Annotated in this window: 23 protein-coding genes; 9 read left to right on the top strand and 14 right to left on the bottom strand. The window is 63.3% G+C overall.

Features of this window, described 5'->3' with window-relative positions; all coding sequences use genetic code 11:
* Positions 1-2 precede the first annotated feature (2 nt).
* The 3 genes from coaE to yacG all read left to right on the top strand — a co-directional run bounded on the left by coaE (position 3) and on the right by yacG (position 1,645).
* Positions 3-641: a dephospho-CoA kinase gene (gene coaE / locus RUGAMON1_RS05435; RefSeq protein ID WP_445229539.1), complete on the top strand. Its 639-nt coding sequence runs from the start codon at positions 3-5 to the stop codon at positions 639-641.
* Positions 642-706: 65 nt separating this feature from the next.
* Positions 707-1,462 (top strand): cell division protein ZapD, encoded by a 756-nt coding sequence (zapD, locus tag RUGAMON1_RS05430; RefSeq protein WP_008445477.1) that lies wholly within the window; start codon positions 707-709, stop codon positions 1,460-1,462.
* Positions 1,463-1,471: 9 nt separating this feature from the next.
* Entirely contained in the window at positions 1,472-1,645 is a 174-nt protein-coding gene (yacG, locus tag RUGAMON1_RS05425; protein WP_116992484.1) for a DNA gyrase inhibitor YacG, read from the top strand.
* 3 nt (positions 1,646-1,648) lie between these two features.
* Here the strand turns inward: yacG and RUGAMON1_RS05420 are convergent, their stop codons facing one another.
* Genes RUGAMON1_RS05420 through argJ form a run of 4 tightly spaced genes read right to left on the bottom strand, consistent with a single transcriptional unit; the run spans position 1,649 to position 4,629 of the window.
* On the bottom strand, positions 1,649-2,071 hold the full coding sequence (locus tag RUGAMON1_RS05420) for an anti-sigma factor domain-containing protein (protein WP_445229538.1): 423 nt from the start codon (positions 2,069-2,071) through the stop codon (positions 1,649-1,651).
* A 20-nt stretch (positions 2,072-2,091) separates the two neighbouring features.
* The gene (locus RUGAMON1_RS05415) at positions 2,092-2,508 is read right to left on the bottom strand and encodes an NUDIX domain-containing protein (RefSeq protein WP_445229537.1); all 417 of its coding nucleotides are present in this window, start codon (positions 2,506-2,508) and stop codon (positions 2,092-2,094) included.
* Positions 2,505-3,389 carry an ATP-binding protein gene (locus tag RUGAMON1_RS05410; protein WP_445229536.1) on the bottom strand — a complete coding sequence of 295 codons (885 nt, stop codon included), beginning with the start codon at positions 3,387-3,389 and terminating at the stop codon, positions 2,505-2,507. The genes RUGAMON1_RS05415 and RUGAMON1_RS05410 overlap by 4 nt, the downstream gene beginning before the upstream one ends.
* 1 nt (position 3,390) lies before the next feature.
* On the bottom strand, positions 3,391-4,629 hold the full coding sequence (gene argJ, locus RUGAMON1_RS05405; RefSeq protein ID WP_445229535.1) for a bifunctional glutamate N-acetyltransferase/amino-acid acetyltransferase ArgJ: 1,239 nt from the start codon (positions 4,627-4,629) through the stop codon (positions 3,391-3,393).
* Between the two features lie 357 nt (positions 4,630-4,986).
* Between argJ and RUGAMON1_RS05400 the strand changes: the two genes are divergently transcribed.
* From RUGAMON1_RS05400 to RUGAMON1_RS05390, 3 genes are all read left to right on the top strand, one after another.
* Positions 4,987-6,201: a porin gene (locus tag RUGAMON1_RS05400; protein WP_445229534.1), complete on the top strand. Its 1,215-nt coding sequence runs from the start codon at positions 4,987-4,989 to the stop codon at positions 6,199-6,201.
* A 15-nt stretch (positions 6,202-6,216) separates the two neighbouring features.
* Positions 6,217-6,618, top strand: a complete 402-nt coding sequence (locus RUGAMON1_RS05395) for a type 2 periplasmic-binding domain-containing protein (RefSeq protein ID WP_332851360.1) — start codon at positions 6,217-6,219, stop codon at positions 6,616-6,618.
* 73 nt (positions 6,619-6,691) lie between these two features.
* Positions 6,692-8,695: a sensor histidine kinase gene (locus RUGAMON1_RS05390; protein ID WP_445229533.1), complete on the top strand. Its 2,004-nt coding sequence runs from the start codon at positions 6,692-6,694 to the stop codon at positions 8,693-8,695.
* Here the strand turns inward: RUGAMON1_RS05390 and RUGAMON1_RS05385 are convergent.
* Both RUGAMON1_RS05385 and RUGAMON1_RS05380 read right to left on the bottom strand, forming a co-directional pair.
* The gene (locus RUGAMON1_RS05385; RefSeq protein ID WP_445229532.1) at positions 8,692-9,459 is read right to left on the bottom strand and encodes a LytR/AlgR family response regulator transcription factor; all 768 of its coding nucleotides are present in this window, start codon (positions 9,457-9,459) and stop codon (positions 8,692-8,694) included. The genes RUGAMON1_RS05390 and RUGAMON1_RS05385 overlap by 4 nt on opposite strands.
* Before the next feature lie 5 nt (positions 9,460-9,464).
* Positions 9,465-10,577, bottom strand: coding sequence for a sensor histidine kinase (locus tag RUGAMON1_RS05380; protein ID WP_445229531.1), 1,113 nt, complete (start codon positions 10,575-10,577; stop codon positions 9,465-9,467).
* A 144-nt stretch (positions 10,578-10,721) separates the two neighbouring features.
* Here RUGAMON1_RS05380 and RUGAMON1_RS05375 point away from each other — a divergent pair, with 144 nt between their 5' ends.
* A complete protein-coding gene (locus RUGAMON1_RS05375; protein ID WP_445229530.1) occupies positions 10,722-12,806 on the top strand; it encodes a TonB-dependent receptor plug domain-containing protein in 2,085 nt (694 codons plus the stop codon).
* A gap of 12 nt (positions 12,807-12,818) precedes the next feature.
* On the opposite strand, the gene RUGAMON1_RS05370 is transcribed toward RUGAMON1_RS05375, so the two are convergent.
* Both RUGAMON1_RS05370 and secA read right to left on the bottom strand, forming a co-directional pair.
* Positions 12,819-13,802 (bottom strand): alpha/beta hydrolase family protein, encoded by a 984-nt coding sequence (locus tag RUGAMON1_RS05370; RefSeq protein ID WP_445229529.1) that lies wholly within the window; start codon positions 13,800-13,802, stop codon positions 12,819-12,821.
* A gap of 136 nt (positions 13,803-13,938) precedes the next feature.
* Positions 13,939-16,725 carry a preprotein translocase subunit SecA gene (gene secA, locus RUGAMON1_RS05365; protein WP_445229528.1) on the bottom strand — a complete coding sequence of 929 codons (2,787 nt, stop codon included), beginning with the start codon at positions 16,723-16,725 and terminating at the stop codon, positions 13,939-13,941.
* A gap of 223 nt (positions 16,726-16,948) precedes the next feature.
* Here secA and RUGAMON1_RS05360 point away from each other — a divergent pair, with 223 nt between their 5' ends.
* Entirely contained in the window at positions 16,949-17,428 is a 480-nt protein-coding gene (locus RUGAMON1_RS05360) for a DciA family protein (RefSeq protein ID WP_445229527.1), read from the top strand.
* 61 nt (positions 17,429-17,489) lie between these two features.
* Here RUGAMON1_RS05360 and lpxC read toward each other — a convergent pair whose 3' ends face one another.
* The 5 genes from lpxC to RUGAMON1_RS05335 form a co-directional block, all read right to left on the bottom strand.
* Positions 17,490-18,425: a UDP-3-O-acyl-N-acetylglucosamine deacetylase gene (lpxC, locus tag RUGAMON1_RS05355; protein WP_116992470.1), complete on the bottom strand. Its 936-nt coding sequence runs from the start codon at positions 18,423-18,425 to the stop codon at positions 17,490-17,492.
* A 54-nt stretch (positions 18,426-18,479) separates the two neighbouring features.
* Positions 18,480-19,322, bottom strand: coding sequence for a DMT family transporter (locus tag RUGAMON1_RS05350; RefSeq protein WP_445229526.1), 843 nt, complete (start codon positions 19,320-19,322; stop codon positions 18,480-18,482).
* A 180-nt stretch (positions 19,323-19,502) separates the two neighbouring features.
* Entirely contained in the window at positions 19,503-19,982 is a 480-nt protein-coding gene (locus RUGAMON1_RS05345) for a hypothetical protein (RefSeq protein WP_445229525.1), read from the bottom strand.
* Between the two features lie 582 nt (positions 19,983-20,564).
* Positions 20,565-20,987, bottom strand: coding sequence for a VOC family protein (locus tag RUGAMON1_RS05340; protein ID WP_445229524.1), 423 nt, complete (start codon positions 20,985-20,987; stop codon positions 20,565-20,567).
* A gap of 38 nt (positions 20,988-21,025) precedes the next feature.
* Positions 21,026-21,574 carry a DUF2867 domain-containing protein gene (locus RUGAMON1_RS05335; protein ID WP_445229523.1) on the bottom strand — a complete coding sequence of 183 codons (549 nt, stop codon included), beginning with the start codon at positions 21,572-21,574 and terminating at the stop codon, positions 21,026-21,028.
* A gap of 321 nt (positions 21,575-21,895) precedes the next feature.
* Between RUGAMON1_RS05335 and RUGAMON1_RS05330 the strand changes: the two genes are divergently transcribed.
* The gene (locus RUGAMON1_RS05330; protein WP_445229881.1) at positions 21,896-22,864 is read left to right on the top strand and encodes a serine hydrolase domain-containing protein; all 969 of its coding nucleotides are present in this window, start codon (positions 21,896-21,898) and stop codon (positions 22,862-22,864) included.
* On the opposite strand, the gene RUGAMON1_RS05325 is transcribed toward RUGAMON1_RS05330, so the two are convergent.
* Positions 22,865-23,641 carry a helix-turn-helix transcriptional regulator gene (locus tag RUGAMON1_RS05325; protein ID WP_445229522.1) on the bottom strand — a complete coding sequence of 259 codons (777 nt, stop codon included), beginning with the start codon at positions 23,639-23,641 and terminating at the stop codon, positions 22,865-22,867. It abuts the gene before it with no gap.
* Positions 23,642-23,676 lie beyond the last annotated feature (35 nt).

The raw sequence follows: 23,676 nt of genomic DNA, 5'->3' as shown, positions 1-23,676 counted from the left end.
CGATGAGCACACTGCCCTTCTCCATCGGCCTGACCGGCGGCATCGGCAGCGGCAAGAGCACGGTGGCCGACATGTTCGCCGCGCGCGGCGCCAGCATCGTCGACACCGACCAGATCGCCCACAGCCTGACCGCGCCCGGCGGCGCGGCGATGCCGGCCATCGTCGCCGAGTTCGGCGCCGAATTCGCCGACGCCAACGGCGCGCTCGACCGCGCCCGCATGCGCAGCCTGGTGTTTGCCGACGCCGGCGCCAAAGCCCGCCTCGAAGCCATCCTGCACCCGCGCATCCGCGACGCCGCGCTGGCCGCAGCCGAGGCCGCCACCGGCGACTATGTGATCTTCGCCGTGCCGCTGCTGGTCGAATCGGGCACTTGGCGTGCGCGGGTTACGCGCGTACTCGCGGTAGACTGTCCGGAAGAAGTGCAAATTGCCCGCGTGATGGCGCGTAACAATCTGCCGGAAACCCAGGTCCGCGCCATCATGGCGGCGCAGGCCAGCCGGCAGCAAAGGCTGGACGCGGCGGACGACATTATCGAAAACGGCAACGGAATCGAGGCTTTGGAGCCCCAAATCGCCCGTCTTCACGATTTATATCTGGCATTTTCGAAAAGAACGGCAACAATACCTTCGCAACGTTTGTAATTTTGCTTGGCTTGCTTCAAAATCACGGGAATTAATCGCAAGTCCAACTACTGAGGGATGTTATTTTGATTGTCTACGAATATCCTTTCAACGAGCGCATCCGCACGTTGTTGCGATTAGAGGATCTGTACGAGAAATTCAAGTTCTTTGTGCATCAAGAACACCCTATGCAGCACCACGTCGCCTTGGCGACCATCTTCGACATGTTGGAGGTGGCCGGCCGCGCCGACCTGAAATCCGACCTGTTGCAAGAACTGGAACGCCAGCGCCAATCGCTGCTGGGTTACCGCATGAACCCCAATGTGCAAGCGGAAACGCTGGACGCCATCCTGGCCGAGCTGGACGGCGTGAGCAGCGCGCTGGTCGCGGCCCAGGGCAAGACCGGCCAGAACGTGCGCGACAACGAGTGGCTGATGAGCATCCGCGGCCGCACCATCATTCCCGGCGGCGCCTGCGAATTCGACCTGCCGTCCTACTACGCCTGGCAAAAGCGTCCGGCCGAGCAGCGCTTCAACGACATCGCCACCTGGTTCGCGCCGCTGGCGCCGCTGTTCGACGCGCTGGGCTTGGTGCTGCGCCTGCTGCGCGATTCCGGCGGACCGGTCAAGATGATCGCCGTCGCCGGTAGCTATCAGCAAATGTTGCAGGGCAAGGTCTACCAGATGCTGCGTTTGACGCTGGACGAATCGCTGGGCGCGATCCCGGAAATCTCGGCCAACAAGTACATGTTGTGGGTGCGTTTCACCTCGCAGGGCGGCGACCTGAAACCCAAGCCGCTGGAAGATGATGTACCATTCGAGCTCACACTCTGTAACTTCTAAAGAATTATCATGGCCACCGTAGTTGACTGCCCTACCTGCTCCGCCAAAGTGGAGTGGAAGGAAGAGAATAAATTCCGCCCGTTCTGCTCGGAACGCTGCAAACAAATCGATCTCGGCGCCTGGGCCGAGGAAAAGTACGCCATCCCCGCAGCGCCTCCCAAAGATCCGCTCGAAGAAGAGTAAGCCCTATCTCGGCTTGACAGCCTGGCCGGTGTAGAGCACCGGTCCGCCTGGCGCTGGCGAACCGCTTTGCGGCTCCAGCGTGATCTCGAATGTCGGCTCCGCGCTCAGCGGCGGCAGCTGCTCCAGCGACAGTTTCAGTTGACGGTCCTGCTCCAGCAAACCCAACGACACCGGCGCAGTCCAGCCCGGTGCGGATATCCATAGTTGCAACGCCTTGCGGTTGGCGACGATGGTGTCGTGCAGCGGCGTCAAGGTCAGTTGGCGGTCCACACTCACGGACGCGATCCAGCCCGCATTGCGGTCCTGCGGCGCCGACAGCACCGCCATCCAGGCAGGCCCTGGCGGTTCAGGACGCAGCGCCAGCAGCGCGCCCAACGCCACGCAGGCCGCCAGCGCGGCGCCGGCCAGCCCGCGCCAAACGCCCACACTATTCCACCAGCGCGCCATCACGATCCGTAGCGCACCTGGTCCAGCCACTCCAGCAGCGGAATGGTGGCCGGCAGCAGCGGCTCGACGCCGACCGCGCCTTGCCAGGCGAAGGCCTGGCCTTCCAGGCTCTGCGGCTCGCCGCTCCAGTCGCGGCTGATGAAGAAGTGCAGCCGCACATGCGCGTGTTCGTACACGTGCTCGATGCCGCACCACTCTTCGGCGCTGTTGATGGACAGGCCCAGTTCCTCGACGAATTCGCGCTTGAGCGCCTGCAGCACCGTCTCGCCCGGATCGACTTTACCGCCGGGGAATTCCCAATAGCCTTCGTACGGTTTGCCCGCCGGGCGCTGGCCCAGCAGCACGTCGCCGTTGGGCTTCATCAGGATGCCGACGGCGACATCGACCGGCTTGACCTTCACCTCCGCGCCGCTCATGCCAGCTTCCCGGCGTAGTCCTTGGCGAACTGCCAGGCCACGCGGCCCGAACGCGAACCGCGCTGCAAGGCCCAGCGCAAGGCATCGGCGCGCGAGGCTTCGATCTGCGCCTCGCTGCAACCCAGCGACGACAGCCAGTGGCCGACGATGGCCAGGTAGTCGTCCTGCTTGAACGGGTAAAAGGTCAGCCACAGGCCGAAGCGTTCGGACAGCGAGATCTTCTCTTCCACCGTCTCGCCGGGATGCAGGTCGCCATCCTCGTCGTGCTTGTAGCTCATATTGTCGGACATACGCTCCGGCATCAGGTGGCGGCGGTTGGAGGTGGCGTAGATCAGCACATTGTCCGACTGCGCCGAGATGCTGCCGTCCAGCGCCACCTTCAGCGCCTTGTAGCCGCTCTCGCCTTCCTCGAACGACAGGTCGTCGCAGAAGATGATGAAGCGCTCCGGCCGGCCGGCCACGATGTCGACGATGTCCGGCAGCTCGGCCAAGTCGGCCTTGTCGACTTCGATCAGGCGCAGGCCATCCTTGCCGAACTGGTTCAGGCAAGCCTTGATCAGCGAGGACTTGCCGGTGCCGCGCGCGCCGGTCAGCAGCACGTTGTTGGCCGGCTTGCCTTGCACGAACTGGCGGGTGTTCTGCTCGATCTGCTCTTTCTGCGGGCCGATGTGCTGCAAGTCGTCCAGCGCGATCGGCGACACGTGGGCCACCGCCTGCAGGTAACTGGCGCCGCCGCCAGTTGCGCCGCTGTTGCGTTTCCTCCAGCGGAAAGCGAAGCCCAGCTTCCAGTCCGGCTCGCGCGGCGCCTGCGGCAGCACCGCCTCCACGCGCGCCAGCAAGGCCTCGGCGCGCACCAGGAATTGTTCGAGAGGCGTCGCCATATCAGGAACGATAGTCGGCGTTGATGCTCACGTAGTCGTGCGACAGGTCGCAGGTGTAGACGGTGGCGGCAGCCGCGCCGCGCGCCAGCTTGACGCGCACCAGGATCTCGCTCTGCTTCATCACGCGCTGGCCGTCTTCTTCCTTGTAGTCCGGATTGCGGCCGCCGTTCTTGGCCACCCACACATCGTCCAGGTACAGATTGAGTTTGCTGACATCGAGGTCGTCGACGCCGGCGTAGCCAATGGCGGCCAGGATGCGGCCCAGGTTAGGGTCGGACGCGAAGAACGCGGTCTTGACCAGCGGCGAGTGGCCGATCGAGTAGGCGATCTTGCGGCACTCCTCGACGCTGGCGCCGTCTTCCACGGTGATGGTGATGAACTTGGTCGCGCCCTCGCCGTCGCGCACGATGGCCTGCGCCAGGAACAGCGACAGTTCGGTGACGGCGGCCGCCAGTTGGGCGTATTCCGGCGAGTCCACCGAGTTGACTTCCAGCGTACCGGCGCCGGTGGCGATCAGCATGAAGGAGTCGTTGGTCGAGGTGTCGCCGTCGATGGTGATGCAGTTGAACGACTTGTCGGCCACCTGCTTGACCAGCACGTCGAGCACCGGCTGCGCCACCTTGGCGTCCAGCGCCAGGTAGCCCAGCATGGTCGCCATGTTCGGCTTAATCATGCCGGCGCCCTTGCTGATGCCGCTCATGGTGACGCTGTGGCCGCCGATGGTGACGCTGCGCGAGCCGGCTTTCGGCTGCGTGTCGGTGGTCATGATGGCTTCGGCGGCGTTGTACCAGTTGTCGGCCTTCAGGCCGGCAACCGCCTGCGGCAGGCCGGCGATCACTTTGGCGGCCGGCAGCGGCTCCAGGATCACGCCGGTGGAGAACGGCAGGATCTGCGACGCGTCGCAGCCCAGCTGCGCGGCCAGCGCGGCGCAGGTTTCATTGGCCAGCGCCAGACCCAGCTCGCCGGTGCCGGCGTTGGCGTTGCCGGTGTTGATCAGCAGCGCGGCGATCGGCTTGCCGCTTTCCTTGGCGGCCGCCAGGTGGGCCTTGGCGATCTGCACCGGCGCGGCGCAGAAGCGGTTCAGCGTGAACACGCCGGACACGGTGGCGGTCGGCGCCACTTTCATCACCAGCACGTCCTTGCGGTTCGGCTTCTTGATGCCGGCTTCGGCAAAACCGATTTCGATGCCGGCTACAGGCTTCAGTGCGGAGGCGACGGGCAGAGGGGAATTGACGGCCATATGAGTGTTCTCGTGAGTGGAAAGTGGGAGCCGCTATTGTAATACCTGACGGACAAAATGGCGCATCGCATCAATGTCACTGACGGTTTGCATGATTCATCCGCAAGTTTGCTCAAAAAACACTAGAAGGATGTCATACAACACCATGAATTCATTGAAGAAATCATTATTTTCAACCTAAAAGCCACAACAAATTAGTACGTTCGTTCTAAATTAAATAAAATGATTTCATGCCGTACGGAAATTAGTTTAAGGTCTAGCCCGAGTGCCCCATCCCCGCATGTCACGAGACAAACAAGGCGACACGATCGTCCATAGCAAGAAACAACTGACAACAAATCAAAGGATACAGACCACATGAAAAAGCAACTTCTAGTAGCTGCCGTATTGACCGCCACCGCCGCCATGCAAGCACAGGCCGGCTCCCTGGGCGACGACAACCTGACCATCAGCGCCTTCGGCACGCTGGGCGTGGCCAAGAGCAATACCGACCAGGCGCAATTTGCCCGCTACAACCAGGCCGAAGGCGTGGCCGACAAGGCCAAGATCGGCCTCGACACCAACCTGGGCCTGCAAGCGACCTACCGCATCAACGACTGGCTGTCCGGCACCGCGCAGATCCTGACCCGCAAGAACACCAGCCCGACCTTCACCACCGACCTGACCTGGGCCTTCCTGAAAGCCCGCGTCAACGACGAAACGAGCGTGCGCGTCGGCCGCGTGGTGGTGCCGACCTTCCTGATCTCGGACTACCAGAACGTCGGCTACGCCAACACCATGATGCGTCCTCCGATTGAAATGTACGGCCAGGCGCCGATCGAAAACGTCGACGGCGCGGACGTCAATTTCCAGCGTGCCTTCGGCGACTTCAACTTCACCGCCCAGGCCTTCGCGGGCGTCAGCCGCGGCAAGCTGTTCGTGCCGACCGCCGCCGGCGCCGTCGCCACCTACCGCGCGCCAGCCGCCGGCGTCACCTTCATCGGCGAATACGGCCCCTTCCTGGTGCGCGTCGGCCACGCACGCGCCGACCTGAAGACCAACGACCTGGGCCCGATCAACGACCTGACCGCGAAGTTGTCCCAGTTCGGCTTCAAGCAGCTGGCCAATGACCTCGGCCTGACCGACGGCAAAAAGATCGCCTTCACCTCGCTCGGCGCCACCATGGACTGGCACAACATCGTGGTCCAGACCGAATACGCGCAGCGCCGCGCCAAGGAAGCGGTGTACATCCCCGACACCAACGCCTGGTACACCATGGTCGGCTACCGCGTCGGCAAGGTCCTGCCTTACTACGCCCACGCCGCCGTGCGCGACGCCGGCAGCTCGGTGACCCCGCCTGCGACACTGCCGAAGAACAATCCGCTGGGCGCCGCCGTGTATGGCCTGCTGCCTGCGACGGAACAATCGTCCGACCTGATCGGCGTGCGTTGGGACTTCGCCAAATCGATGGCGCTGAAAGTGCAGGTCGACCGCGCCAAGCCCAAGACCAAGGGCGGCTCGCTGATCTTCGTCAAGCCTGGCTTCAACAACAACGTCACCGTGGTCGCCGCGGCGATCGATTTCGTCTTCTAATCGGGAGTCCACAACATGAAAAAATTGATCATCGCTGCGTTGCTGTCGTCGTTCGCCGCAGCCGGCGCCTCGGCGGAAACCGTTGTCATCGTCAGCCAGAAGAACCCGGCGACCCGCATGTTCTCGGAACAGGCATCGCAATTCTTCCTCGGTAAATCCAACCTGTTCACGCCGGTCGACCAGGCCGAAGGTTCGCACATCCGCGCCGACTTCTACCAGAAGGTCGCGGAAAAAGACCCGGCGCAGGTCAAGGCCCTGTGGTCCAAGCTGGTGTTCACCGGCAAAGCCACGCCGCCGAAGGAATATCCGAACAACGCCGAGGTGAAAAAAGCAGTTGCTGCCGATCCCAAGGCGATCGGTTATATTGACAAGTCGGCAGTGGACGACACCGTCAAAGTGATCCTGACCCTGCCATAACCTCCAGGTAGCCCTGCCCCCTGCCGTCCCGCGTGGACGGCAGGGACGTGCGCTCCTGGCATCGCCACAAGGAGTGTACGTCTTGAGTCTATCGCTGCGCGCGAAATTTCTGCTGCTGAGCGCCGTCATCCAGGCGCTGGTGGTTGGCCTGCTGATCTGGAACAGCCTGCGCCTGATGAACCAAGCCGTCAGCACCAATGCCGAACGCGTCGCCCGCGAATACGCGGTCACGCTCAATCTCTCCCTCAGCCCCTACGCCACGCGCGGCCGCCTGCCCGAACTGTCCAACTACCTGACCGAAATGCTGTCCGATCCGGACGACAGTTTCGTGCGCTACCTCGTCATCCTCGACGAAAACGAAAAACCCATCATCGACGCCGGCAAGCGCAAAGGCCCGTTGCCGGACCTGCTGCGGCAAGGCGGCGGCACCAGCTTCAAAGGCGTACGCACCCTGCTCGACGGCACCATGCTGCACGCGCGCTCGCCGCTGCTGTTGCGCGACAACCGCGTCGGCTCCATCAATTTCGGCCTGTCCACCAAGGACCTGAAGCAGGCGCGCGACGAGGTGCTGCTGCAAGGCGGCGTGATCTCGCTGGTCGGGCTGGCGCTGGGCGTGGTGCTGTTCTACGCCTTCACCCACGGCATCGGGCGCCGCCTGCACGCGCTGACGGACCAGTCGCAGCAAATGGCGCTGGGCGACTACACCAAGGCGCTGCCGGTCGAGGGCGACGATGAAATCGCCGTCTTCACGCGCACGCTCAACGCCATGAGCGCGGCGCTGCGCGAGCGCATCGCACAGCTGGAACAATCGCAGCAGCGGCTGTCGGAATCGGAGGCGCGCTTCAAGACGCTGTTCGACATGGCGCCGCTGCCGCTGACGGTGTCGGACCGCGACGGCCGCATCGTCGCCGCCAACCGCGCGGTCACGCATACCTTCGGCGCCGGCGCCGCAAAACTGATCGGCAAGCGCAGCGACGAGGTGCCGTTCTGGGCCAGCACGCTGGAGCGCGACCGCATCTGGAAAATGTACCAGACCGACGGCGCGGTGCACGGCGCCATCGCCGGCGTGCTGCTGCCCGACGGCAGCGTGGGCAGCGTGGCGATCTGGTCGTCGTCGCTGACCTTGGATGGCAACGAGTCCATCATCTGGGCGCTGCTGGACCTGACCGAGGAACTCAACGCCAAGCGCGAACTAAAGGACTTGAACGTGTCGCTGGAGTCGCGCGTGCGCGAGCGCTCGGCCGCGCTGGAACGCGCCAACGCGGACCTGAGCACGGCGCTGGAGACTTTGCAGCACACCCAGGACGAACTGCTGGCGGCCGAGAAAATGGCCTCGCTCGGATCGCTGGTGGCGGGCATCGCGCACGAACTCAATACGCCGATCGGCAACAGCCTGCTGGCATCGACCGCGCTGCGCGACCGCGTGGTGGAATTTGACCTGCATGTGGCGGCCGGCGCGCTGCGGCGCTCGGAGCTGACAGCGCACCTGGAGGAGGTGCGCCTGGCCAGCCAGCTGATTTCCGGTTCGCTGCACAAGGCGGCCGAGTTGATCTCGTCGTTCAAGCAGATCGCCGTCGACCAGACCAACGACCAGCGCCGCCGCTTCGACCTGCTGTCGGCGGTGCACGACACCATGGCCACCTACATGCCGCGCCTGCGCCGCGCCGAGTGCGAGGTGGTCTTGCAGATACCGGAGCGTCTGAGCTTCGACTCCTATCCCGGCGCCTTGTACCAGGTGCTCAATAACCTCGTCAACAATGCGCTCAACCACGCCTTCGACCAGCGCAAGGGCGGCACCATCACCGTGCGCGCGGAAGCGGTGGACGACGACGTCGTCGAGCTGATGTTCAGCGACGACGGCGTCGGCATGCCGGAAGATGTGCTGCGCCGCGTGTTCGATCCCTTCTTCACCACCAAGATGGGCCAGGGCGGGACAGGACTGGGGATGAACATCGTCTACAACATCGTCACCGGCGTACTGGGTGGACGCATCACCATCGATTCCGCGCCCAATGTGGGCACGGCGGTGCGCATGCTGCTGCCGTACTCCGCGCCGCAGCGCGATCCTTCGCGCTAGCCTGCCGCGAGACGGGCGCGCGCCGCGTCCACGTGGCGCTCGCTGACGGCCACCGTATCGCCGCAGCGCAGCGCCAGCAGGTAGCTGCCGTCACCCACCACGGACATCGAGGAGAACTGCTCCGCGCCGACGATGGCGCGGCGGTGCACGCGGACGAAACGCGCCGGGTCCAGGTGTTCTTCAAGCCGGCTGAGCGGCATGCGGTACAACACGCAACGCTGCTCCAGATGCAGCTTGACGTAGTTGCCATCCGCCTCCAGCCACTGCACATCTTCAAGCCGTATGCGCTCGATGCGGCCGATCGACCGCACGCTGACCTGGTGCCAGTAGCCCGCCGCAGCGGCCGCCGGCTGGGCGGCGACGTAGGCACGCAGGGCCGGCGCGAAGCCCGCCAGCTGGCGCTGCGCCAGCATCGCCGCCGCGCGTTCCAGCGTCTGCGCCAGGCGGGCGTCGTCGAATGGCTTGAGCAGGTAGTCCAGCGCATGCACTTCGAAAGCTTCGATCGCGTAAGCGTTGTAGGCGGTGACGAACACGATCAACGGCGGCTCCGCCATCGCGCTCAAGCTGCGCGCGAGGTCGATGCCGGATTCCTTCGGCATCTGCACGTCCAGGAACACCAGGTCCACCTCCTCCCGCGCCAGCAGATCGCGGGCGGCGGCAGCGCTGGCGCAGTCGCCGGCCACCTGCCACTGCGGGTGCCGCGCCAGCGCATAACGCAAGTTGATGCGCCCCGGTTCTTCGTCATCGACCAGCAAGACACGCATCGTCGTCACTCCTTCGGGTACAAAGGCATGCGGATCGCCACTTCGAAGCGGCCGTCGCGCAAGGCGCTGTCCAGCGACGCCTCGCCGCGATAGGCCAGCTGCAAGCGCGCCCGCGTGTTGGCCAACCCCAGCCCGAGTCCCGGATTCGGCGATGCGTCCGCCGTGACGGGATTGCTGATGCGGATGTGCAGTTGCGCGCCCTCGAGGTGCAGGTGGACGCGGATATCGCTGTCCCCTTCGTGGCAGTCCAGGTCATGGCGCAAGGCGTTTTCGATCAACGGTTGCAGCAGCAGCGGCGGACATTCGCCGCCCTCGACGTCGCCGATATCCATCTGCACTTGCAAGCGCGCCCGGTAGCGCAGGCGCTGCAAGGCGAGGTAGTCGCCGACGAAAGCCAGCTCCTCGCCGACGCTGACCCAATCGCGGCCGCTGGCCGTCAGCGCGTAGCGCAGCAGATCGCTCAGGCGGTTGATGCCGTTCAGCGCCAGGTCGCCGTCGCTGGTGCGCACCAGTGCGCTGATCGCATTCAAGGCGTTGAAGATGAAATGCGGCTCCAGCTGCGCGCGCAGGGCCAGCATGCGCTGGCGTTCCAGCTCCAGGTTCAGATGCAGGTTGTCGGTCAGCGCCTGCTGCCATGCCTTGTCCCGCGCCTGGCTGCGGCGCCAGATGCAAATGGCGGTGACCGCCGTGTAGGTTCCGGTCGCCCAGGCGAATTCGAGGAACACGTCAAAACCGTGCGGCGACAGGAACAGGCGCAAGGCATGGGCCAGGTCCAGCACACCGTCGGCGCGCACCGCATCCAGCATCGCCATGTAGATCAGCTGTAGCGGCAGGAAGATGAACACCACCACCGCGTAGCACCGCGCGATGGCGCGCGCACTGGCGGTCAGCCCGGGCCAGCGCCGGAAAGCCAGGTACTGGCCGACGCTGAGCGTCATCATCAGCGCGTGGTTCAGATCCCAATTCAGCATCACGCGGCCGTAGCTGCGGCTGCCGCCTTCGCGCAGCACGTCGCTGTAGACGCTGGCCGCGCCGACCGCGCACAGCAGCCCCCACACCAGCAAATTGACCAGCAAGGTGTTGCGCACTTCGCGCCATGTGAGGGTGAATTGATCCATGACGGCGAGTATATCAGTGGCATGGGCCGCCAAAATGCGCCGCGGCGTGACATCGTCACGGCAATCCGGGCGCTCGTCACAAAGGTGGTTTGACGCGGCTGGTCCGGAGCGATACTCTGCGCCGGATTAACTTACACCCACCTCATGAAACCTCTTTTACTGCTCTGCCTTGCGGCGAGCGCGAACGCACAGGAAGCCGCCGACATACAGCGGGTTGACATCACCGGTTCCGCGGCACAGGCCCTGCGCCGCAATGACACGGCGGCCAAAATCATCGTCGGCCGCGCGGACATCGAACAATACGGCGACACCACGCTGTCCGCCCTGCTCAAGCGCCAGCCCGGCATCTCCGTGGCCGGCGGCGAGGTGCGCATGCGCGGCCTGGGCTCAGGCTACACGCAGCTGCTGATCAACGGCGAGCCGGCGCCGCAGGGCATGTCCATCGAAGCCATCTCGCCCGAACTGATAGAGCGCATCGAGATACTGCGCACCGCATCGGCCGAATACAGCGCACAGGCCATGGCGGGCAGCATCAACGTGATCCTGCGCAAAGGCAGTCGCGCGCAGCGCGATATGAAGCTGGGCATCGAGAACCTGCAAGGCGTGACCGGCCCATCCGCCACGATGCAGATCGCGGACCGCGATGGCACGCTATCGTATGGCCTGGCCGGCACGCTGAGCGATACCGGCTTCCGCAACACGCCCGCCACCACCGAGCGCGTGGAAGGACCGGCGGCGCTGCGCACCTTTGCGGAACTGAACGCATCGCACCAGACCAAACTGAATCTGGCGCCGCGCCTGAACTGGACGCTGGCAAACGGCGATACGCTGGCTTGGCAAAACCTGCTGGACCTGTACCGCACCAGCAGCCACGGGGATTCCCGTGAAACCAGCATCTACGGCGCATCGACCGCCTACCCGAACAACGACTGGCACGCACTGTCGCATACGGCCTTCCTGCGCAGCGGCGTAACGTGGACACATGCGGTCGGCGCCGACGGCAAGCTAAGCGTCAAGCTGGGTTACGACTACAACCACCGCAACACCGACTACGCCTTCCACGGGGCCAGTGCGGGCGGCACGCCGCTGTTCACGCGCGCGGTCGCGTCGAACGCCGACGACGACAGCATCACCACCAGCGGCAAATACCTGACACGCCTGCGTGAAGCACACAGTCTCGCCATCGGCTGGGACGGCGCCGACACGCGCCGCAGCGAGATGCGGCGCCAGGACGACAGCTCGGCCAGCGGCGCGGCGCTGGGCCAGCTGCTGCAAGAGTACGCGGCGCGTGTGCGCCGCATCGCCCTCTTCGCCCAGGACGAATGGGATGTCACGCCGCGCCTGCAAGTCTATCTCGGCCTGCGCTGGGAGGGGCTGGACACCCGCACCGACGGCGCCCTGCTGGCGGCGGTGCAAAACCGCTCCAGCGTTTTCAGTCCGGTGGTGCAGATGATGTGGAAGCTGCCGAACCAGGAGCGCGATCAGGTGCGGCTGGCCCTCGCCCGCACCTACAAGGCGCCGCCAACCCGCGACCTGCTGCCGCGCCGCTACACCATCAACAACGACAACGGCCCCACCAACCCGGACGTGCAGGGCAATCCCGATCTGCGGCCGGAGCTGGCGTGGGGACTGGACGCGGCATATGAATCGTACTTCGGCAAGGAAGGCTCTGTGAGCGTTTCCGCCTACGCGCGGCGCATCCGCGACGTGACGGTGCAGCGCCTGTTCGAACAAAACGGTTCGTGGGTGACGACGCCGTTCAACGGCGGCAAGGCCAAGGTGGCGGGCATCGAGTTCGACGCCAAGTTCCCGCTGCGTGCATGGCCGGTCGACGTACGCGCCAATGCGTCGCGCAACTGGTCGCGGCTGGATGCGGTGCCTGGCCCGGACAATCGCCTCAGCGCGCAAATTCCCTTCAGCGCCAACGTCGGGCTGGATTACCACCCCGCCGGCGCGTTGACGCTGGGCTTCAACGCCGGCCTGCAGACCGGCGGCATGGTCAGGATCAGCGGCAACCTGGCCAGCTACACCGGCGTAACGCGTACAGTGGACGGCTACGCGCTATGGAAGTTCGACGGCAGATCGCGCTTGCGCCTGTCGCTGCTGAACGTGCTGCATCAGGATCAACTGCTCGGCCAGTTCTACGCCGACGGCGGCTACAGCACCGCGCGCACGTCCGGCACGCCCACCCGCGCCGGCATCCGCGCAGTCTACGAGCACCAGCTTTGAACGCGAGGCGACTCAGTGACGTGTCAAGTTTTTCCCGAAAAAGTCGACCACCGACTTATTGAAGGTTTGATGAAAAGCCACGCGATCAAACCCTGCGGCGCTCGTACAAATAGCAGGGACCATGTTCGCAAATGCGACGCTGCAAGGCGCCAGGAAGTCGAAATGGCCGGCGTTGGGCACCACCTGGTAGTCCGGTGCTTGCGGAAGAGCCAACCGAACCGCTTCGGCGAAACGCGGATGCGGCAGGATGACGTCGTCCTCGGGACGCCAGAGCTGCACTGGTGTCCCGACGTTTTTCAATCCATCCGGCGAGAACGTGAACCCCAGAGCCGGGGCCACCACAACCGCGGCCTTGACGCGATGATCCTGCATAGGGCTTGAATCGGGCGGCGCGATCTCAGTCTGGCCGCTCTTCGCCATCACCTTGCAGGCAAAATCTTCCGGATGTTCGCGGCACATCGGGCCCACCTTGGAGAAATCCGCCAACCCGCCTATGCTTACCAGCGTTGTAAAGCCACCTGAAGAAAATCCGAACATCCCGATACGCGCTGGATCGATGGCGGCATGCCCGCCCCAGCTCGACAACATATGGTCGATCACACGGCTCATTTGTCTGGGGCGATCCATGATGTAGATGCTGCGACTCTGGTCGGCATAGTTGTCGCCGGCGTGGGTAACGGCAGCAACGACATAGCCCGCGTCAGCCAAGGCAATGGCTGTATCGTAGTGCTCCATGAAAGAGCCTCCGGCGCCGTGCGACATCACCACCAACGGCAATGCGCGTCCTTGCAGCGGGCCGTTGAGGGCAACCGACAACGCAGCCGGCCCCACCGACATCGACTGCGGCGTTGCCTGGCTCGGATACCAGATGCCGATCGCCAGCGGCTTGCCGTTGGCATCGGCGGCAGATCCGAACTGGAATCCTGCGGCATGCACACAAGTGCTGGCAAGTGTCATGGCCAGAGCGGTCAAAGCGGAACACACTGTCGATTTCATGGGATTTCTCTGTTCTATTGGATGATCATTATGGAACAGGGATGCTGGGGTCGACAGTCCAGTGTGTCATGAAGTAGCACTGACATTTGTCACGAGATGAAATAAAAAAACCGGAGGCTAGCTCCGGTTTTTTTGTTTATGCCAGTTTGCCGTGGCAGGCTTTGTACTTCTTGCCGCTGCCGCATGGGCATGGGTCGTTGCGTCCGACTTTCAGGCCCATCTCCATCAGCTGCTCGCCGCTCAGGCCTTGCAGCTCCGGTGGCAGGCCGCCCATCGAAGGCGCTGGCGCCAGCAGGTCTTCCGGCGCCGCGTTCGGGTTGAAGTCGGCGTGCTGGTAGCTGACGTTTTCAACGTGCGACTGCTGCATCGCCGCTTCGGCCGCATCGATCTCTTCGCGTGACTGGATACGGACCGTCATGATCAGCTTGACCACTTCGTTCTTGATCATATCGAGCATCTGGCCGAACAGTTCGAACGCCTCGCGCTTGTATTCCTGCTTGGGGTTCTTCTGTGCGTAGCCACGCAGGTGGATACCCTGGCGCAGGTGATCCAGCGCCGCCAGGTGTTCGCGCCAGTGGCTGTCCACGCTTTGCAGCATGACGTTGCGTTCGAAGCCGCCGAACGATTCCTTGCCGACGATGTCGATCTTCGACTGGTACAGCGCATCGGCCGCAGCGATCACGCGCTCCACGATGTCTTCGTCGTTCAGGTTCTGTTCTTTTTCCAGCATCGCGCGCAACGGCAGGTCGATCTGCCATTCCGCCGCCAGCGCCGCTTCCAGGCCCTTGATGTTCCACTGCTCTTCGACCGATTCCGCCGGCACGTATTCGCGTACCAGGTCGGTGAAGGCGCCGTGGCGCAGGGACTGGATCAGTTCCGAGATGTCGGTCGCTTCCAGCAGCTCGTTACGCTGCTGGTAGATCACTTTGCGCTGGTCGTTGGCGACGTCGTCGTATTCCAGCAGCTGCTTGCGGATGTCGAAGTTGCGTGCCTCGACCTTGCGCTGCGCGGACTCGATCGAACGCGAGACGATGCCCGCTTCGATAGGTTCGCCTTCCGGCATCTTCAGGCGGTCCATGATGGCGCGCACGCGGTCGCCCGCGAAGATGCGCAGCAGCTGGTCGTCCAGCGACAGGAAGAAGCGCGACATGCCAGGGTCGCCCTGACGTGCGGCGCGGCCGCGCAGCTGATTGTCGACGCGGCGCGATTCGTGACGCTCGGTGCCGACGATATGCAGGCCGCCGGCGGCAACCACCTGCTCGTGCAATGCCTGCCAGCCGTCGCGCAGTGCCTTCGATTGCGCAGCCTTGTCGGCGTCGCTCAGTTCAGCGTTGGCTTCAACGAACTGGATCTGCTTCTCGACGTTACCCCCCAGGACGATGTCGGTACCGCGACCGGCCATGTTGGTGGCGATGGTGATCGCTTTCGGGCTACCCGCCTGGGCGATGATTTCCGCTTCACGGGCGTGCTGTTTCGCGTTCAGGACGTTGTGCGGCAGGCCGCCCTTGGTCAGGATGCCCGACAGCAGTTCCGAGTTTTCGATCGAGGTGGTACCCACCAGCACCGGTTGGCCGCGGTCGTAGCATTCGCGGATTTCCAGCATCATGGCGTTGTACTTCTCGGCCGACGATTTGTAGACCTGGTCCTGACGGTCCTTGCGCTGCGAAGGACGGTTAGGCGGGATCACCACGGTTTCGAGGCCGTAGATTTCCTGGAATTCGTAGGCTTCGGTATCGGCGGTACCGGTCATGCCGGCCAGCTTCGAATACATGCGGAAGTAGTTCTGGAAGGTGATCGAGGCCAGGGTCTGGTTCTCGTTCTGGATCTTCACGCCCTCTTTCGCTTCGACAGCCTGGTGCAGGCCGTCGGACCAGCGGCGGCCCGTCATCAGACGGCCGGTGAATTCATCGACGATCACCACTTCATTGTTCTGCACCACGTAGTGCTGATCCTTGAAGTACAGCGCGTGCGCGCGCAGCGCCGCGTACAGGTGGTGCACCAGCGTGATGTTGGCCGAGTCGTACAGCGAGGCGCCTTCCGGCAGCAGACCCATCTTGGTCAGGATCGCTTCGGCTTTTTCGTGACCGGCTTCGGTCAGCAGCACCTGGTGGGCTTTTTCGTCCTTGGTGTAGTCGCCAGGGACTTCAACCTTGCCCTTGCCGTCCGGCGTTTCTTCGCCGATCTGCAAGGTCAGCAGGCGTGGCAGCTCGTTGATCTTGTAGTACAGGTCGGTGTGGTTCTCGGCCTGGCCGGAGATGATCAGCGGGGTGCGGGCTTCGTCGATCAGGATCGAGTCGACTTCATCGACGATGCCGAAGTTCAGCACGCGCTGCACGCGGTCGCGGGCTTCGAACACCATGTTGTCGCGCAGGTAGTCGAAACCGAATTCGTTGTTGGTGCCGTAGGTGATGTCGGACGCGTAGGCCGCCTGCTTGGTGGCATGCTCCATCTGCGACAGGTTGATACCGGTCGACAGACCCAGCCAGCCGTACAGCTTGGCCATGGTTTCCGCGTCGCGCTGCGCCAGGTAGTCATTGACGGTGACGATGTGCACGCCCTTGCCCGACAGCGCGTTCAGATAGGCCGGCAGGGTCGCGGTCAGGGTTTTGCCCTCGCCGGTGCCCATTTCGGCGATCTTGCCGTAGTGCAGAACCATGCCGCCGATCAGCTGCACGTCGAAGTGGCGCATCTTGAAGACGCGCTTGGACGCTTCGCGGCAGACGGCAAACGCCTCGGGCAGCAGCGCGTCGAGCGCTTCGCCATTGGCGATGCGTTCCTTGAATGCAGGCGTCTTCGCTTGCAACTCGGCGTCGGACAGTTTTTCCATCGCCGGCTCGAGCGCATTGATCTCGCGTACCGTTTTTTGGTATTGCTTGAGCAGCCGCTGGTTGCGGCTACCGAAAATCTGGGTCAGTAATGACATGCTTGAATTCTTGAAAAAACGCCGTTAAAAAAAGCTCTGTAGGGGAAAAACGCCTTACCGCACGGAGTTCGACTATGGCAAAAGACGGTGATTTTATCATGCGTCCGCGCCTACATTGGGTTATTGACCTGTTTAACAATAGCCCAAGAGTGAACAATGTCACAAAATTAAGCTATTTTAACCGGTGGTGACGTTTTTTTGCCGCTGTGATATGTTGCGTCACATGCGCTTCAACTCTTCCAACGTCTCCATCAAACGCCACACTCCCGTCGGGGCGACCGATTTCCTGCGCCGCGACGACAAAATGGCCGCCCTGCTGCCGGCCATCCAACGCATGGCCTCGCTGCAAAAAGACTGCGCGGCGGCCCTGCCGGCCATGTTCAAGTACTGCGAAATCCTGGCGTTCGAGGATGGGCAATTGATCCTGTCGCTGCCGAACGCGGCGCTGGCGGCCAAGCTCAAGCAACAGCTGCCCAAGCTGCAGGACACGCTGGCGCAGCGCGGCTGGCAGGTGCACGGCGTGAAATTGAAGGTGCTGATGACCAAGCCGGCCGAGATCAAGGAGCAGATGCGCTCGCTGTGGCTGACGGAAGCGGCCGTGACGGCCTTCGACGAGCTCGGCGATACGCTGGAGGACACCCCGCAGAACGCCACGCTGATCGCGGCGCTGAAGGCGATGGTGGCCAAGCGACGTCCCACCTGAACCCCGCACGACGATCCGCTCGGGGTCTGACCCTGCGGGGTCAGACCCCTGCCTTAGCGGGTTAAGTTAGCGCCCACTCGCGCGCCATCTGGCGCAGATACGACGGCGGCGCGACTTCATTGGTCTCGAACGAGACGATTTCATAGGCATCCGGATGCTTGAGCAGTTCCAGCAGCAGCTGGTTGTTCAGCGCGTGGCCGGACTTGTGCGCCTCGTAGCTGGCCAGCAGCGGATGGCCGACCAGGTACAGGTCGCCGATGGCGTCCAGGATCTTGTGGCGCACGAACTCGTCGTCATAGCGCAGGCCGTCCGAATTGAGGATGCGGTACTCGTCCATCACAATCGCGTTTTCCAGCGAGCCGCCGCGCGCCAGGCCTATGCCGCGCAGCATTTCCACGTCCTGCATGAAGCCGAAGGTGCGGGCGCGGGCCACGTCGTGCACGTAGGAGACGTCGCCGAAGTCCACATGGGCGCGCTGCTGGGTGCCGTCGACCGCCGGATGGTTGAATTCAATGAAAAAGTCCAGCTTGAAGCCGTTGTACGGCGTCAAACGGGCCCATTTTTCCTTGTCGCCCGTGCCTTCGCGGATTTCCACCGGTTTCAGCACGCGGATGAATTTCTTCGCGACCGGCTGCTCCTGCACGCCGGCCTGTTGCAATAAATATACGAACGACGAGGCCGAGCCATCCATGATGGGGATTTCTTCGGCGCTGACTTCGATGTACAGGTTGTCCAGGCCGAGGCCGGCGCAGGCCGACATCAGGTGCTCGACGGTCGACACGCGGGCGCCGTCCTTGACCAGCACCGAGGCCATGCGAGTGTCGCCGACCGCCATCGCGCTGGCGGGGAACTCCACCACCGGGGTCAGGTCGACGCGGCGGAACACGATGCCGGTGTCCGGCGCGGCCGGGCGCAGGGTCAGCTCGACCTTGGTGCCGGAGTGCAGTCCGACACCCGTGGTGCGGACCAGTTCTTTGATAGTGCGTTGTTTTAACATCCGACGATTATAGCGAAGTTGGGTCCGCTGCGCTGTCGGCGGAGTTTCCCATCGTCAAGGATGTTCGGCCTCGGCGTGGACCGATTCGCGCCGCACCAGGTAGATGCCGCTGGCGATGATGATGCCGGCGCCGAGCAGCGTGTAGCCGTCGGGCAGCGTGTGCCACAGCAGCCAGTCGATCGCCACGCCCCAGGCCAGCGCCGAGTATTCGAACGGCGCCACCACCGAGGCCTTGCCGGAGCTGAAGGCGCGCGTGATCGCCAGCTGGCCGAGGAAGCCGCTCAGCGCCAGCGCCAGCAGCACCCAGCCGTCCTCGGCGCGCACCGGCACCCAGTGGCTGGCCGACATCGCCAAGCCGCCGGCCGCCATCAGCAGCAGGTACCAGAACATCATCGATTCATTGCTGTCGGTGCGGGCCAGCACGCGGCTGGTGATCGCGGCCATTGCATAGCAGGCGGCCGAGCCCAGCAAGGCCAGCCCGCCCAAGGTCAGGAAGCCCGTGCCTTCGGGACGCAGCACCACCAGCACGCCGAGCAGGCCGACCACGATGGCGACCCACTGACCGGTGCCGACCTTCTCTTTCAACACGAACACCGACAGCGCCGTGATCAACGACGGCGCGATGAAGAAGATCGAATACGCCTCGGCCAGCGACAGCGCCTTGAGGCCGTAGGCGAACGAGGTCAGCATCGCGATGCCGAGCAGGCTGCGGAAGACGTGCATGCCCCAGCGCACCTGGAAGATGCCGCGGAAGGCGCCGCGATACAGCATGTAGCCGCACAGCAGCGGCAGCGAGCTGAGCGCGCGCATGGCGGTCACTTGCGTGGCGGGATAGTGGGAGGACAGCACCTTCATGGTGGTGTCCATGAACGAGAACATGGCGACCGCGGCCAGCATCGCGTAGATGCTGCGCAGGTTTTCCGAGCGGGTGGCGGTGGACAGGGGAAGCTCCTTGCGGCAGGTCCGTGCGGACCACTGGGAACGTCATCATGGCGACGTTGGGAGCCAGGACCGGGTAGTGCCCGGACGTGCCGATTATAGCAAGGGGAAATTTTCCTTGCAGAATGCTGCGCCGGCTCAGCGTATGCCGTCGGTGACGCCGTCCTTGAAAAGTCCGTAGGCTTCCGGCATGTAGATCGACTGGACCAGCCATCCGGCCTTCTGGTCGTAGATGAAGTTGGTGTCGTGGATACGCACCGGCCGGGTGAGCTGGCAGGTTTTCTCGTTGAACTCGAACTTCGCTATATATTCGCTGTCCTTGGTTTTTCTCAGGTCCTGGCGGAATTGGTTCTCGTCGTTGGCGGAGAAGGACGCGAACAGGTTCTGATAGTTGTCGCTGAAGGCCGCCCTGGTGACGCGCAAGGGCCGGTCGCCATCATATGGGGACAGCAGCAGGAAGGGGAATTTGTAGAGCCGGGCCGAGACACCCGGTTCGTCCTTCAGCGTGGCCGCGCGCCAGGTGGTCCAGGCTGCGCGCAGGCTTTCCGGGGGCGGCGTCTGACAGGCCAATGCCGAACTGGAGAAGGCGGTCAGCAATATTACGATGAGTGGTTTCATGCTTGGCATTATAAAATGCCGCCCCCACAAGCAGTTTTCGCCTCAGGTTAGCGCGGCCAAATGCGACCAACCAACTCACCGATCTCAAGGGGTTGCCCTGCCTCATGTGCCGCTCGCCTCCACTCCTCAGGCTCAGGCAGATTTTGATCCAAAGGCTCTCCTCCCCACAACACGGCGCGTACAGCAAACACGACGGGGCCAAGCTGAACTTCTGGTACAGGCAGGGCACGCAGCCTTGCAACCAGATCGCTTGCGAGATCAGGTGGCAACGCGGGGCTAACATCGAGCCATGCAGCGGATTGATTGCCTGGCCTGATGGCAAGGACCAGAAACCCGGCCGCCGGCCCGTGCGTCTGGGAAGCAAAAACATCGGTGGCAGCTGCATTAACCGAACGGATATACGACGCTAGCGAATTCGTCTGGATACGTTCATTCAGAACGGACTCAGGCTGTAGCAGAACGACTCCTCTCGTTTCGTAAGGAGTATTCGCCGACGCGATATTCGTAATAGCCAGTACAAACCACAACAATAGCAACCGCATAATCAAACTCCGTCATTTGTCTGAGCCTTTACCAAACCAATCAGGGAGGCGGCGCACGTTTCGGCTCCCAGAGTTCGAGCTTGTTCCCTTCCGGATCGAGTATCCATGCGAAGCGGCCGTTCGGGTCGTCGTCGGTGCGCTTCAGGATGACGACGCCCTTCGCTTCAAGCCGCGCGAGCAAAGCGTCCATGTCGTCGACCGCGTAGTTGATCATGAACTCGCTGGTCGATGGCGCGAAGTATTTCGTCGAGGCCGGGAACGCGCTCCAGATCAGCGCCGGCGGATGCTGGGGCGCGTCGTAGCGCAGTTTCGCGCCGCCCCACACTTCCAGCGACATGCCCAGCACATCGCGATACCAGGCCGCCAGCGCCTTCGGGTCCTTGGCCTTGAAGAACACGCCGCCTACGCCGGTGATGTGCCCCGCGGGTTCGGCGGCGGCTGCGTTGCTCTGACCAACCGTCATCAGAACTCCCATGCACAGTGCTGCTATTGTTCGCACCGTCATGGCCGCGCTCCGCTCACAGGCCAGCCGATGCGCGCAGCGCGGCGCAAGCTGGCCTTGACCACCATGCGGTGAAACGGGGCTATGAAAAATATGTAGACCCGTCCAAGCAGATTATGGCAATGGACCACCGTCGAAAGGGTCAGTTCGCGTCCGCCGTCGGCCTCCGGCCCACCGCTGCACAGGATCGATAAGCGGAAATCAAGATGCGCGTCGTCCTCCCCCACCACGACCTCGGTTGGGCTGGTGCGGTAAACCTTGAAGATGCCTAGCCGTTCAGCCTTCGCATCATGGGCCAGGGTTGCCAGCTGCCTGGCAGTCTTCAGACCAAAGCCGGCAACGATCAGATCGCGAAGATTGAGGAGTTTCCCGATCCATGCAGGCTGGTGCGCGAAGATGAACCGGGCCAGCACATCCGGATCACTGGAGGCGTCGGACGGCAGCCCGATTGCAAATGCGTCGGCCAGGTTGACCGACGAGTAGAGGTGGGTGATGCTGGACTGCGCGGGTAGCGCAACCGGTGTTGCAAAGTTGAGTTCGATCGGCACGTGAGCACTCTTGAAATCTGACGCCCGAAGGGACGTCCCCATCCTGCGTCTAAACGCCAGAATGATGCTTGAACTATAACATCAAATGCGGAACGCGTTGCGCCATGGCCGCTAACCACTCGTCATGCGATTCCTACCATTCATGCTGCTCCTGGCTTGGTTCGTCGGCCGGGGCTCGCGCAGCACATCGGTCGTCCCTAGAATACCTGGCTGATCACGCCGACACTTTTTCAATGATTGGAGACCACGATGTTGCGACACCTATCCTTGCCGTTCCTGTTGCTGATAAATAGCTGCGTCCATGCACAACCATTGGATGCAGTGACTGCCGCCATCGATGCGGGGCAGTTCAAACAGATCACCAGCGTTGTCGTGTCGCAGCACGGCAAGCTGATTTACGAGCACTACTTCGACAAGGAAGGCGCCGAGGGTTTGCGCAACACGCGCTCGGCCACCAAGACCGTTACGGGCATGCTGGTTGGCGTGGCGGTCGAGCGCAAGCTGCTGCGCGTGGAGTCGAAAGTGCTGCCCTACTTCCCGGAACTCCAGCCCCTGGCCTACCCCGATCCGCGCAAAGACAACATCACCGTCGAAGACTTCTTGACCATGAGCTCGCTGCTCGAATGCGACGACGGCAACCAGCATTCCCGCGGCAACGAGGAACGCATGTACCTGATCGAAGACTGGAGCCGCTTTACCGCCGACCTGCCGATACGGGGATTCCCCGATTGGCAGCCGCGGCCCGAAAAATCGCCCTACGGCCGCGCCTGGAGTTACTGCACGGCGGGCGTCACCATGCTGGGCCCGTTGCTTGAACGTGTGAGCGGGCAGAGCGTGCCGGACTTCGCCGCCGCCAATCTGTTCAAGCCGCTGGGCATCGACCAGGTGAAGTGGCAGTTCCAGCCCAAGGGATCGGCCATGACCGGCGGCGGCCTGCAGCTGCGCAGCGTGGACCTGGCCAAGCTCGGCCAGCTTTACCTCAACGGCGGCCGCTGGGAAGGCAAGCAAGTCATTTCATCCGAGTGGGTGCGCCGCTCCATCGCACCGCACGCAAACGCCAGTGACGGTTACGACTATGGCTACCTGTGGTGGCTGCAGAAGTTCAAGGTGGACGGCCGCGCCGTGCCAGCCTTCGGCATGTCTGGATCAGGCGGCAACAAGGTTTTCGTGCTGCCGGAACAGGATGCGGTGGTCGTCATCACGACCACCAACTTCCAGGTAGGCGGCGCCCATCCGCTGAGCGAAAAACTGTTGACCAGCTTGATCTTGCCGACCTTGCTGCGTCCTTGATCAAGTCTGCGACAGCAGCATCACCAGCTTCAAGTCGTGGCGCTTGGCCAGGTGCAGCGTTACTTGGTTGAAGTCCAGATCGCCTTGTTGCGGATGGCGGAAGCGGCGCAAGCCGCCTTCCCTGCCGACCACGTCCTGCAAATTCCACAGCTCGGCGAAGGTCGCGCTGGCGTCGGACAGTTCGGCAATCAGGCCGGCCAGCGTCTGTTCACTGGCATGGCGGCCGATGTCGGCGCGGAATTCGGCCACCAGCCGCCGGGCGCGCTCCGGCCAGTCGACGATCAGCTCGCGCGCGGCCACGCTGAGAAACATATAGCGCAGCAGGTTCGGCCTGGCATGCGATTGCGGGAGCGGCGGCAACCAGCCGGCAAACAACTGCGCCGCCTGCGGGTTCCAGGCCACCGCATCCCATTGCCGGTCGAGGATGTACGCCGGTGCGCCGATGGCCGCGACGATCGCGTCCAACGCTTCCTCCGCGCTGCCGCCGTCGTCGTCGTGATGCGGGTCCAGCCGGTCGGCCAGGCTGAACAGATAGGCGCGTTCGGCGGCTGACAGACGCAGCACTTCCGCCAGCCGCGCCAGCATCTTGCCGGATGCCTGCACTTCCCTGCCCTGCTCCAGCCACGTCAGCCAAGTCGGGCTGACGTCGCACAATTGCGCCAGCTCTTCGCGCCGCAGGCCGGGCGTGCGGCGCCGTCCGCCGCCGGGCAAGCCTACGCTGCCGGGCAGGGTGCGCTCGCGATGGGCGCGGATGAATTCACCGAGTTTGTTATGCATGGTAGTTCTTATACCAGGATAAGTACTTGTCTTGT

This window comes from Duganella rhizosphaerae (assembly GCF_040364205.1).
GTDB classification, from domain to species: domain Bacteria; phylum Pseudomonadota; class Gammaproteobacteria; order Burkholderiales; family Burkholderiaceae_D; genus Rugamonas; species Rugamonas rhizosphaerae.
The sequence above is the reverse complement of the archived record's forward strand: the minus strand, read 5'-3'. Positions and strand labels throughout refer to the sequence as shown.